Origin of the sequence: Bartonella rhinolophi, assembly GCF_036576165.1 — a bacterium.
In the GTDB taxonomy this organism is placed as follows: domain Bacteria; phylum Pseudomonadota; class Alphaproteobacteria; order Rhizobiales; family Rhizobiaceae; genus Bartonella.
This window is the reverse complement of sequence record NZ_JBAFWY010000006.1, coordinates 1-12,800: the sequence shown is the minus strand read 5'-3', so window position 1 is coordinate 12,800 and position 12,800 is coordinate 1. Positions and strand designations below refer to the sequence as shown.

At 40.7% G+C, this 12,800-nt stretch carries 11 protein-coding genes and 1 tRNA gene; all 12 read right to left on the bottom strand.

Annotation, left to right across the window (positions count from 1 at the left end):
* Nucleotides 1–120 precede the first annotated feature (120 nt).
* The gene (gene rpoC / locus V5N67_RS04700; protein WP_332060744.1) at nucleotides 121–4,332 is read right to left on the bottom strand and encodes a DNA-directed RNA polymerase subunit beta'; all 4,212 of its coding nucleotides are present in this window, start codon (nucleotides 4,330–4,332) and stop codon (nucleotides 121–123) included.
* A gap of 176 nt (nucleotides 4,333–4,508) precedes the next feature.
* The gene (gene rpoB, locus V5N67_RS04695) at nucleotides 4,509–8,660 is read right to left on the bottom strand and encodes a DNA-directed RNA polymerase subunit beta (protein ID WP_332060743.1); all 4,152 of its coding nucleotides are present in this window, start codon (nucleotides 8,658–8,660) and stop codon (nucleotides 4,509–4,511) included.
* A 57-nt stretch (nucleotides 8,661–8,717) separates the two neighbouring features.
* Nucleotides 8,718–8,879 (bottom strand): hypothetical protein, encoded by a 162-nt coding sequence (locus V5N67_RS04690; RefSeq protein WP_332060742.1) that lies wholly within the window; start codon nucleotides 8,877–8,879, stop codon nucleotides 8,718–8,720.
* 61 nt (nucleotides 8,880–8,940) lie between these two features.
* The gene (gene rplL / locus V5N67_RS04685; protein ID WP_332060741.1) at nucleotides 8,941–9,312 is read right to left on the bottom strand and encodes a 50S ribosomal protein L7/L12; all 372 of its coding nucleotides are present in this window, start codon (nucleotides 9,310–9,312) and stop codon (nucleotides 8,941–8,943) included.
* A gap of 103 nt (nucleotides 9,313–9,415) precedes the next feature.
* Nucleotides 9,416–9,934, bottom strand: a complete 519-nt coding sequence (rplJ, locus tag V5N67_RS04680) for a 50S ribosomal protein L10 (protein WP_332060740.1) — start codon at nucleotides 9,932–9,934, stop codon at nucleotides 9,416–9,418.
* A 366-nt stretch (nucleotides 9,935–10,300) separates the two neighbouring features.
* Complete coding sequence (gene rplA / locus V5N67_RS04675) at nucleotides 10,301–10,999, bottom strand: 50S ribosomal protein L1 (protein WP_332060739.1); 699 nt, start codon at nucleotides 10,997–10,999, stop codon at nucleotides 10,301–10,303.
* Nucleotides 11,000–11,003: 4 nt separating this feature from the next.
* Nucleotides 11,004–11,432 carry a 50S ribosomal protein L11 gene (rplK, locus tag V5N67_RS04670; protein WP_332060738.1) on the bottom strand — a complete coding sequence of 143 codons (429 nt, stop codon included), beginning with the start codon at nucleotides 11,430–11,432 and terminating at the stop codon, nucleotides 11,004–11,006.
* A gap of 12 nt (nucleotides 11,433–11,444) precedes the next feature.
* Nucleotides 11,445–11,585 (bottom strand): hypothetical protein, encoded by a 141-nt coding sequence (locus V5N67_RS04665; RefSeq protein ID WP_332060737.1) that lies wholly within the window; start codon nucleotides 11,583–11,585, stop codon nucleotides 11,445–11,447.
* The gene (nusG, locus tag V5N67_RS04660) at nucleotides 11,582–12,112 is read right to left on the bottom strand and encodes a transcription termination/antitermination protein NusG (RefSeq protein WP_332060736.1); all 531 of its coding nucleotides are present in this window, start codon (nucleotides 12,110–12,112) and stop codon (nucleotides 11,582–11,584) included. Before nusG ends, V5N67_RS04665 begins: the two co-directional genes overlap by 4 nt.
* Before the next feature lie 20 nt (nucleotides 12,113–12,132).
* On the bottom strand, nucleotides 12,133–12,345 hold the full coding sequence (secE, locus tag V5N67_RS04655; protein ID WP_332060735.1) for a preprotein translocase subunit SecE: 213 nt from the start codon (nucleotides 12,343–12,345) through the stop codon (nucleotides 12,133–12,135).
* Nucleotides 12,346–12,539: 194 nt separating this feature from the next.
* Nucleotides 12,540–12,615: transfer RNA gene (locus V5N67_RS04650), tRNA-Trp, on the bottom strand.
* A gap of 48 nt (nucleotides 12,616–12,663) precedes the next feature.
* Nucleotides 12,664–12,800 (bottom strand): EF-Tu C-terminal domain-related protein (locus V5N67_RS04645; RefSeq protein WP_455708587.1); only part of this gene is annotated, 137 nt, incomplete at its 5' end.

The following is a 12,800-nucleotide window of genomic DNA, read 5'->3' as shown; positions in this document are numbered from 1 at the left end:
TTATATATAAAGCTAGCGTAACTCCTATACTAAAAAAATAAACTAGCCTCGCTTTAAGATTAAAAAACGCCTGAATTTTACATCCAAGCGTCTCTATATTACTTCTCTCATATATACAAACTATTCAGCAGCTGCGTCTGCCGCCATATTTGTTAGCATAGCTTTAGCTACCTCGTTATTATTAGATTTTCTCCGCTCATCTACGATTAAATCGTCACGAACTCCAGCAATACGACGAATTTGAGCAATAGTACCACCTGTACCTGCAGGAATAAGGCGACCAACAATAACATTCTCCTTAAGACCCTGCAAAGTATCAATTTTTCCAGAAACTGCTGCCTCAGTAAGTACACGAGTTGTTTCTTGAAATGACGCTGCAGATATAAAAGACGGTGTTTGCAGAGAAGCTTTTGTAATTCCAAGAAGAATAGGATTACCATATGCTGGTCTCTTCCCTTCAGCAATCAAATTATCATTGATTTCATCTAACTCAATACGATCAACATTATCACCAGGAATATAACCAGAATCCCCAGATTCAGTAATTTCAACTTTCTGCAACATCTGTCGAACAATTACTTCAATGTGCTTGTCATTAATTAAAACACCCTGCAAACGGTAAACTTCTTGAATTTCATTAACAAGGTAAGATGCCAAAGCTTCAACACCCTTAATCGCCAAAATATCATGAGGTGCTGGATTTCCATCAAGAATATAATCTCCTTTTTCAATCTGATCACCCTCTTGGAAGTGAAACAACTTTCCTTTTGGAATTAAGTATTCTACTGGCTCAAGAGTTGCATCATTTGGCTCAATAATAATACGGCGCTTATTTTTATAACCACGACCAAATCGAATTGTACCACTAACTTCCGCAATGATAGCGTGATCCTTTGGACGCCGCGCTTCAAAAAGCTCGGCTACACGTGGCAAACCACCCGTAATATCTTTTGTCTTGGTGCTTTCCATTGGCAAGCGTGCAATAACATCACCTGCCTTTACATGAGCACCAGGCTCAACAGAAAGAATGGTCTCCACAGACATCATGTAGCGTGCTTCTCCACCCTTATGCAATTTAGCAATATTCTCACCTTTTTTGTCTGCATGGATGATAATCGCTGGCTTCAGCTCGGCACCACGTGGGTTAGCACGCCAATCTATCACCAAACGCTTCGTAATACCTGTAGATTCATCAGCAGTTTCAGTAACTGATAAACCATCAATCATATCCTCAAAGCCTACATAACCTTCAACTTCAGTCAAAATTGGACGTGTATAAGGATCCCATTCCGCTATACGTTGGCCACATTTAATAATATCACCATCATCAACGAAAATACGCGCACCATAGCTAATACGATGCGCAACACATTCTTTTCCAGTCTCATCCTTGATAAGGATAGCCATATTACGCCCCATAACCACTAGATGACCTTCAGAATTGCGCACCACATTACGATTACGAATTTCTACTTTACCTTCATAAGATGCTTCTAAAGAAGATGAATCAACAACCTGTGCTGTTCCACCCAAGTGAAAAGTACGCATAGTAAGCTGAGTTCCAGGTTCACCAATTGATTGAGCAGCGATAACGCCAACTGCTTCACCTTGGTTAACTGGCGTTCCACGCGCCAAATCACGACCATAACACTTAACACAAACACCAAGACGCGTTTCACATGTTAAAGCAGAGCGGATTTGTACAGATTGAATTCCAGCTTCTTCAATTTTAGCAACATCAGCCTCCTCAATCATCGCACCACCTTCAAGGATAACTTCTCCAGAAACTGGATGTAAAATATCAACAAGTGCTGTACGACCAAGAATTCTCTGCCCAAGTGATGCAACAATTTGTCCCGCATCAACGATTGGCTGAATAGTAAGACCCTTTGCAGTACCACAATCAACAGCTGAAATAATAGCATCCTGCGCAACATCAACGAGACGCCGTGTTAAATAACCTGAATTAGCAGTTTTTAATGCAGTATCAGCAAGCCCTTTACGCGCACCATGGGTCGAATTGAAGTATTCGTTAACAGTCAGACCTTCTTTAAAATTTGAAATGATTGGCGTCTCAATGATTTCACCTGAAGGTTTTGCCATTAATCCACGCATACCAGCCAACTGCTTCATCTGATTAGCAGAACCACGTGCACCAGAATGCGACATCATATAAATTGAATTCATTTGTCGCTGACGACCTGTTTTAGGGTCAAATTCAACAGCCTGAATACGCTTCATCATTTCATATGCAACGCGATCAGTACATTTACCCCAAGCATCTACAACTTTATTATATTTTTCACCCTGCGTAATTAAACCATCATTATATTGCTGCTCATATTCTTTGGCCAGCGCTTCCGTTTCCGTAACCAAACGCGACTTACTGTCAGGAATCACCATATCGTCTTTACCAAAAGAAATTCCAGCACGACAAGCATGAGAAAAACCAAGCTGCATAATACGATCACAGAAAATAACTGTCTCTTTCTGTCCACAATGCCGATAAACCTGATCAATCATTTTAGAAATGTTCTTTTTTGTCATCTCTTGATTAACAATATCAAAAGAAATATTCGGGTTTTTTGGTAAAAGTTCACCAATAATCAAACGACCAGGTGTTGTATCATAAAGCTTAGCAACTGCTTTCCCGTCTTTCCCCATATTATAAAAACGACCTTTGATCTTTGTATGGAGAGTGATCACCTTGTTTTCCAAAGCATGATGCAATTCACCAATATCAGCAAAAGCCATACCCTCACCTGGTTCTTTTTCAGCAACAATCGAAAGATAATAAAGGCCAAGAACCATATCCTGTGACGGAACAATAATCGGCGCACCATTAGCTGGATGAAGAATATTATTGGTTGACATCATCAAAACACGAGCCTCAAGCTGCGCTTCAAGAGAAAGCGGAACATGAACTGCCATCTGATCACCATCAAAATCTGCATTGAACGCAGTACACACCAGTGGATGCAATTGTATAGCTTTCCCTTCAATCAAAATAGGCTCAAAAGCCTGAATCCCCAAACGGTGTAGTGTTGGTGCACGATTTAATAAAACAGGATGTTCACGAATAACCTCATCTAAGATATCCCAAACTTCTGGGTGTTCTTTTTCAACAAGCTTCTTTGCCTGCTTCACAGTCGATGAGTATCCCTTTGCATCAAGCCTCGCATAAATAAATGGTTTAAATAATTCGAGAGCCATTTTTTTGGGAAGACCACATTGATGCAATTTCAACTCAGGTCCTGTCACAATAACAGAACGACCTGAGTAATCAACGCGTTTCCCTAGCAAATTTTGACGAAACCGCCCTTGTTTCCCCTTCAACATATCTGAAAGTGACTTTAGTGGACGCTTATTAGCTCCTGTAATCACTCGACCACGGCGACCATTATCAAACAGTGCATCAACAGCTTCCTGTACCATACGCTTTTCATTGCGCACAATAATTCCAGGAGCACGCAACTCAATCAACCGTTTCAATCTGTTATTACGATTGATAACCCGTCGATAAAGATCGTTCAAATCTGACGTTGCAAAACGACCACCATCAAGAGGAACTAATGGGCGTAGATCTGGTGGAATGACCGGAATCGTTTTCATAATCATCCATTCCGGTCGATTTCCAGATTCAAGGAAATTTTCAACAATTTTGAGTCGTTTAATTAATTTCTTCTGCTTTAATTCTGAAGTTGTTTCAGATAATTCAATGCGCAAATCATTTGCAACTTTTTCTAACTCCATGCTAGCTAAAAGCTCATAAATCGCTTCAGCACCAATCATGGCTGTAAATTGATCTTCTCCAAACTCATCAACCGCAAGCATATACTCTTCTTCAGAAAGGAGCTGATAAAGCTTAAGAGATGTCAATCCTGGTTCCGTTACAATATAATTTTCAAAATAAAGAACTCGTTCAATATCCTTCAAAGTTAAATCTAAAAGAGTAGAAATTCGACCTGGTAATGACTTAAGAAACCAAATATGAGCAACGGGGGCTGCAAGCTCAATATGCCCCATACGCTCACGCCGTACACGCGAAAGAGTAACTTCTACACCACATTTTTCACAGATAATACCCTTATATTTCATGCGTTTATATTTGCCGCATAAGCATTCATAATCTTTAATTGGACCAAATATACGTGCACAAAAAAGACCGTCACGTTCTGGCTTAAAAGTCCGATAATTAATAGTCTCAGGCTTCTTGATCTCACCATACGACCAAGACAAAATCTTCTCAGGACTCGCAATAGAAATACGAATAGAGTCAAATGTCTGCGCTGGCGCCTGAGGATTGAAAAGATTCATGACCTCGTGGTTCATGCCGTTCTCCTTCAAAGATTTTTAAAACCTGTTACAATAGCTCTTAATTTCATCACAGATCTGAACTTAAAACCTGTTTCTATTTTTAAAGTCGCCTGTGCTATCTTAATAGAAATTTTTTTGTTTAGCCTCTCAGGACAATGAGAGCGCACTATTTCTAGTGCACCCTCTTTAAATTATTGTTCTGCTGTGTCAGATAATGCCCGTTGTGCAATAAATTCACGCGCATCATCAAGTTCTACATTAAGAGCAAGTGAACGCATTTCTTTTACCAGCACATTAAAGCTTTCAGGTATCCCCGCTTCAAATGTGTCATCACCGCGCACAATTGCCTCGTAAACTTTGGTTCGACCAGCCACATCATCCGATTTAACTGTCAGCATTTCCTGTAAAGTATATGCAGCACCATAAGCTTCAAGCGCCCAAACTTCCATTTCACCAAAACGCTGACCACCAAACTGCGCCTTCCCACCTAACGGCTGCTGCGTAACAAGTGAATAAGGCCCTATCGAGCGCGCATGAATTTTATCATCAACAAGATGATGCAATTTAAGCATATAAATGTATCCCACCGTCACTGGACGATCAAAAGGTTCCCCAGTACGACCATCATAAAGTGTCACTTGCCCTGAACTATCCAAGCCTGCATCTTCCAGCATCATGTTAATATCAGCTTCATGTGCACCATCAAAAACAGGAGTTGCAATCGAAACACCCTTCATCATCTGCTGTGCCAATTTATAAATGCTTTCGTTGTCATACTGGCGTACTGATTCATTACGATCATCATCAGGAATAAAATTCTCAATACGCTGACGTAAAGGAAGTATATCCCCCGTCGCTTGATAATGTTCCACTAAGTCACCAATCTTCTTGCCCATACCAGCACAAGCCCAACCAAGATGTGTTTCAAGAATTTGACCAACATTCATACGACTAGGCACACCAAGTGGATTTAATACAATATCAGCATGTGTACCATCTTCAAGAAACGGCATATCTTCCACTGGAACAATCCGCGATACAACACCTTTGTTACCATGACGCCCTGCCATCTTATCACCTGGTTGAATTTTGCGCTTCACAGCTACAAAAACCTTTACCATTTTCATGACACCAGGGGGCATTTCATCGCCCCTTTGAACCTTCTCAACTTTATCCATAAATCGACGCTGCAATGCTTCTTTTGACTCATCATACTGCTTGCGTAAAGCCTCAACCTCATTCTGAAGCTTCTCATCTTCAACCGCAAACTGCCACCATTGTGAACGTGGATAATCAGCCATAATCATGCTATCAAGCACATTACCTTTTAAAAATCCCTTCGGACCCTCTATAGCAACATTACCCGTTAACATATCAGCAAGACGTGCATAAACGTTGCGATCAAGAATCGACTGTTCGTCATCGCGATCTTTAGCTAAACGTTCAATTTCTTCACGTTCAATTGCCATCGCACGTTCATCTTTTCCCACACCGTGGCGATTAAAAACACGAACCTCAACAACAGTTCCAAAAGTTCCAGGAGGCATTCGCATAGAAGTATCACGAACATCTGAAGCCTTTTCTCCAAAAATTGCACGTAAAAGCTTTTCCTCTGGTGTCATAGGACTTTCACCCTTTGGTGTAATTTTGCCAACCAAAATATCACCAGGCTGAACTTCAGCACCAATATAAATAATACCAGCCTCATCAAGATTTCTTAACGCTTCTTCTGCGACATTAGGAATATCACGCGTAATTTCTTCTGGTCCAAGCTTTGTATCACGCGCAGCAACTTCAAACTCTTCAATATGAATCGAAGTAAAAACATCATCAGAAACGATGCGCTCAGAAAGTAGAATAGAATCTTCATAATTATAACCATTCCAAGGCATAAATGCTACAAGAACATTCCGCCCAAGAGCTAAATCACCAAGATCCGTAGATGGGCCATCCGCAATGATATCCCCTTTCTCTACTCGATCACCAACATGCACGAGAGGACGTTGATTAATACAAGTAGACTGATTAGAACGCTGAAATTTCTGTAAGCGATAAATATCAACGCCAGATTTTGATGGATCTAGGTCTTCTGTCGCACGGACAACAATACGCGTTGCATCAACTTGATCAACAATACCACCACGTTTTGCACCAATAGCAGCCCCTGAATCACGAGCCACTATTGACTCCATACCTGTACCAACAAATGGCGCTTCAGCACGCACAAGCGGAACTGCTTGACGCTGCATGTTCGAACCCATTAACGCACGATTCGCGTCATCATTTTCCAAAAACGGAATAAGAGCAGCAGCTACCGAAACCAACTGCTTTGGTGACACATCCATCAAATCAACATGATCGCGCGGCGCCATCAAAACTTCACCTGCATGACGGCAAACAACAAATTCTTCCGTAAAACGCCCTTCAGAATCCAATGAAGAATTAGCCTGCGCTACATAATGCTTTGCTTCTTCCATAGCAGAAAGGTAAATAACTTCCGTCGTCACTTTACCATCAATAATTTTGCGATACGGACTTTCAATAAAACCATATTTATTAACGCGCGCGAATGTTGCCAAAGAATTAATCAAACCAATATTAGGACCTTCCGGCGTTTCAATCGGACAGATACGACCGTAATGCGTAGGATGTACGTCACGCACTTCAAATCCTGCTCGCTCACGAGTCAACCCGCCTGGACCAAGAGCAGAAAGACGGCGCTTATGGGTAATTTCTGACAATGGATTGGTTTGATCCATAAACTGCGATAATTGCGAAGATCCAAAGAATTCACGAACTACCGCAGCCGCCGGCTTTGCGTTAATCAAATCCTGTGGCATAACTGTGTCAATTTCGACTGATGACATGCGTTCTTTTATCGCACGTTCCATACGAAGTAAACCAATGCGATATTGATTTTCCATCAACTCCCCAACGGATCGAACGCGACGATTGCCAAGATTATCAATATCATCAATCTCCCCACGACCATCACGCAATTCGACCAGCATCTTAACAACAGCAAGAATATCTTCTTGACGTAAAATGCGCACCGTATCTGGACAATCAAGATCCATACGCAAATTCATCTTAACACGCCCAACAGCTGAAAGATCATAACGCTCTGGATCAAAAAATAATGAATGGAACATAGCTTCTGCTGTATCCATTGTCGGCGGCTCACCTGGACGCATTACCCGATAAATATCAAACAATGCATCCTGCCGACTTTCATTTTTATCCGCTTTTAAAGTATTGCGAATATATGCTCCAATATTCATGTGATCAATATCAAGAATATCAACCTGATCAGCATTAACATCAAGCAAAATCTTTAAAGTCTTTTTATCAATCTCATCACCAGCTTCAAGGTAAATCTCACCTGTCTGATAATTGACTATATCTTCCGCGAGATAAGACCCTAATAAATCATCTTCACTAATTTTAACCGCCTTTAGACCTTTTTCTGCCAAAGACTTTGCAATACGAGCAGTTATTTTTTTACCGACCTCAGCAACTATTTCACCACTATCTGCGTCAACAAGATCAGAAACAAGCTTCATTCCTTTAAAACGATCAACAGTATAAGGAATACGCCACCCATCTCCATCTCGTTGATAAGTAATTTTATTATAAAAAGTCGACAAAATATCTGATGCATCCATACCTAATGCCATCAAAAGACTCGTAACTGGGATCTTACGTCGTTTATCAATACGAGCATAAATAATATCTTTAGCATCAAACTCAATATCAAGCCATGAACCACGATAAGGAATCACACGAGCAGCAAAAAGAAACTTTCCCGACGAATGCGACTTTCCTCTATCATGATCAAAAAAGACGCCTAGAGAACGGTGCATTTGCGAAACAATAACACGCTCCGTACCATTAACAATAAAGGTACCATTTGCTGTCATTAAAGGCATATCACCCATATAAACGCCTTGTTCTTTAATGTCTTTAATGTCCTTCGAACCAGTATCCTCATCAACATCAAATACAATTAAACGTAATATCACTTTTAATGGTGCTGCATAAGTTAAATCGCGCTGACGGCATTCTTCAACATCAAATTTTGGTAAATCAAATTCATAACCAACGAACTCAAGCATAGCTGTGCCAGAAAAATCCGAAATAGGAAATACCGATTTTAAAACAGCCTGCAAACCTTCATCTGGACGCCCACCTTTCGGTTCCTCAACCATAAGAAACTGATCGTACGATGCCTTTTGAACTTCAATAAGATTCGGCATCTCTGCCACTTCAGGAATCTTACCAAAAAATTTGCGCACACGCTTACGACCATTGAATTGAGATGTCATCGCTAGAGTCTGAGCCATCGTCGCTCCTCGATCTTTACTCTTCAAGGTAGACTAAACCTTGAAAGCTTTACGTCATTAATCTGCATATGCAGACCAGTTCATATGATACCCAGTAATGAGCATCACCACCCCACGAACACCAATTATCCATTTATCTGGCTTATGGTAAGGGGCATCAAAAATAACCTCATACCCGTCACAGCTAATGAACTGTTGGAAAACTAAGGCATCCGTCACCTCTCTTCTTTTCAGAAAAAAGGAAATCGACGAGCGCAAACGCTCGCCGATAAAATTAAGTTTACTTAAGTTCAACTTTAGCACCAGCAGCTTCAAGTTGAGATTTAATTTTTTCTGCTTCATCTTTAGAAGCACCCTCTTTAATAGGCTTAGGTGCTCCCTCAACAAGATCTTTAGCTTCTTTAAGGCCAAGCCCAGTAAGAGCACGAACTTCCTTAATAACATTGATTTTTTGAGCACCGCCCTCAACAAGAATAACATCAAATTCTGTTTTTTCTTCAGCAACTGGAGCACCAGCACCAGCAACAGCAGCAACCGCAACAGGAGCAGCAGCCGAAACTCCCCATTTTTCTTCAAGTAACTTAGAAAGCTCTGCAGCCTCCAAAAGAGTGAGGTTAGAAAGGTCTTCTACGATCTTCTCTAGATCAGCCATTTAAAAATTCCTTCAATTAAAAAGTTTGAACAATTATTTAAAACCCATTCAAAAAACAAAAAAAGCATTAATGCCCTTCCGCTAATATGAACACAAAACAGCCTTAAGCCGCTTTGCCCTCCTGAGCATATGCACCAACAACGCGTACAACCTGACCAGCAGGTGCATTAACAACCTGCGCAATACGGGTTGCAGGGGTAGAAATCATACCCACGAGCTTCGCCCGTAATTCATTCAATGAAGGCAATGAAGCCAAAGACTTCACAGCATCCACACTCAAACTCATTGCACCCATTGAACCGCCAAGAATGACAAACTGGTCATTAGTTTTTGCAAAATCAACAGCAACTTTTGGCGCTGCGATTGGATCTTCTGAATAAGCAATAAGAGTCTGTCCAGTAAACAAACTCATCATCGATTCAGATTCCGTGCCCTGAAGAGCGATTTTAGCAAGACGGTTTTTTGCGACTTTAACGGCACCGCCAGCTTCACTCATTTTTGAACGAAGACTGTTCATTTGCGAAACTGTCAGACCAGAATAATGTGCAACAACAACAGAACCAGACTTCCGAAAAGCCTCATTCAGCCATGTAACAAATTCGCGTTTTTCCGCTCTATTCACTGTCTCTCTCCATTTAACAGATTTGCTAAAAACAAATCTGTGGATTACCTTTGATAGCACAAAATATTTATACTATCGATGAGGATCCTGCCCCCTTCTTCACGCGTAGCGATCAAAGGCAACCTTGGCTCAAACCCTTTAAGTTTTTTAACTCTACAGTTCTTACCCCAGTCTCATGCAGGCTTTTTCTCGATTAAGATACTCAATGTATCACCCACAATCTCGGACAGGATATTCTGGAATTTCTTCCAGTATAACCTAAGCTCGACAAAGCTTAGATAGAAAAATGTCGACAAAAATCGACACCCTAAATAAAATTTCGATATTCACATACCCCAAAACAACATCAAAAACCTGCGCTTATATTCACTCCGAACGAACCGTTGCAGGATCAACTTTAACCCCAATACCCATAGTCGAAGAAACCGCAACACGCTTAATATATTCACCTTTTGCTCCCTGTGGTTTAGCTTTAATAACCGCACCAGCAAAAGCTTTAATATTTTCTACTATCTTTTCAACCCCAAAAGAGGCCTTACCAATACCAGCGTGCACAATACCAGCTTTTTCAACACGAAATTCAACAGCACCGCCTTTAGAATCTTTAACAGCACCAGCAACATCAAGCGTAACAGTACCAACTTTTGGATTCGGCATTAAGCTCCGTGGACCAAGAATCTTACCAAGACGACCAACTAAAGGCATCATATCTGGTGTAGCAATACAACGATCAAAATCTATCGTTCCACCATTAATACTCTCAAACAAATCTTCAGCTCCCACAATATCTGCACCAGCAGCCTTAGCTTCCTCTGCTTTGTCCCCACGAGCAAAAACGGCAACACGAATATTTCGCCCAGTTCCATTAGGTAAATGAGCAACACCCCGAACCATTTGATCTGCATGACGCGGATCAACACCTAAGTTCATTGAAATCTCAATTGTTTCATCAAATTTAGCAATTGCGCGCTCTTTAACCATTAAAACAGCATCTGTTAAAGCGTAAAGCTCATTAAAATCAACATCTTTGCGAATGTTTTTTATTCTCTTTGCTAGTTTTCCCATAACATTAGCCCACCACTTCTAAGCCCATAGAGCGAGCAGAACCTTCAACCATACGCATCGCTGCCTCAATGTCATTTGCGTTAAGATCTTTCATTTTTACTTCTGCGATTGAATGAATCTTATCACGAGAAATACTCCCGACAAATACTTTACCAGGCTCCTTCGAACCAGACTTCAAACTTGCTTCCTTCTTCAATAAAAATGATACAGGAGGTGTCTTAAGAGAAAATGTAAATGATTTATCTTGATAATAAGTTATAATCACTGGAATCGGCGCGCCTTTTTCCATTTCTTGCGTAGCCGCATTAAACGCCTTACAAAACTCCATAATATTAATACCACGCTGACCAAGAGCAGGACCAATTGGTGGAGATGGAGTAGCTGCACCTGCAGGAACCTGCAATTTTAACTGACCTATACTTTTTTTTGCCATAATAATTTGCCTTTAATTTGACTGGTAAACTGACAAACCGTCTTGCCAATCACCTGCCGCAGTTGTGTGGTACGGATCATAAAGTCGACAAAAACCAAAAATCACCTCCCACAAGTTACTTAAAGTGATTAAATCACTTTCAAGTTTAATCAAAGTTTTTCAACCTGACTAAATTCTAAGTCAACAGGCGTAGGACGCCCAAAAATCAACACCTCAACCTTAAGGCGAGAGCGTTCTTCTTCCACTTCTTGAACAATACCATTAAATGAAACAAAAGGACCATCAGCAACGCGAACCTGTTCACCAACCTCAAACAACACAGAAGATTTTGGAGAATCAACACCTTCCTGAACTTGCTTAAGAATTTGTTCAGCCTCACGATCAGAAATAGGAACAGGACGCGAATCTGAACCCAAAAAACCAGTCACTTTAGGAGTATTTTTAATAAGATGATACACATCATCTGTTAACTCAACGCAAAGAAGAATATAACCAGGAAAAAATTTACGCTCAGTATCAACTTTACGTCCACGACGAACCTCAACAACACGCTCAGTCGGAACAAAAATTTTTTCAAACAGATGGTCAAGCCCCTTTTGCTTAGCCTCCTTGCTGATAGCCTCCGCTACCTTCTTTTCAAAATTTGAATACGCCTGAACAATATACCAACGAGCAGCCACAGTTATACTTCCTTACACTATCAACTAAAAAGATACTTCAGAAGATCAATACCCTGCCACACACCAAAATGCATAACCTGATCTACTATAAAAAAGAAAGCTGAAGCCAGCGCCGTCACCAATAATACCATAACAGTAGAAATCACTGTTTCACGACGCGTAGGCCACTTCACTTTAGCCGTTTCTATATAAACCTGCTTAAAAAAAGTAATTGGATTGGTTTTAAATGCCATCAGTCACACTATATTCTTTCTAACCTTATTGTGATTTATACAACAAAAAAAATGCGAAAAGCCGACCTTCAACCTTTACATAATTCTGCACTCTTTATTCAATACTGATTCATGCACAAAAAAACAAGCCCTATGTAAAAAAGCAAAGAAGGTAATCAAACTCACCTTCTCAATCAATTAACCACACTCACCTCTGGCAGGGGCAGCAGGGCTTGAACCCGCGACCTGCGGTTTTGGAGACCGCCGCTCTACCAACTGAGCTATACCCCTAATTCGCAAAGAAAAAACACCTTAAAACACACCTTTAGTAACCATTATTTACTCAATAATCTTAGAAACGATACCTGCACCAACAGTACGACCACCCTCACGAATAGCGAAACGAAGTTTTTCTTCCATTGCAATTGGAACAATCAAAGAAACATCCATAGCAACGTTATCACCAGGCATAACCA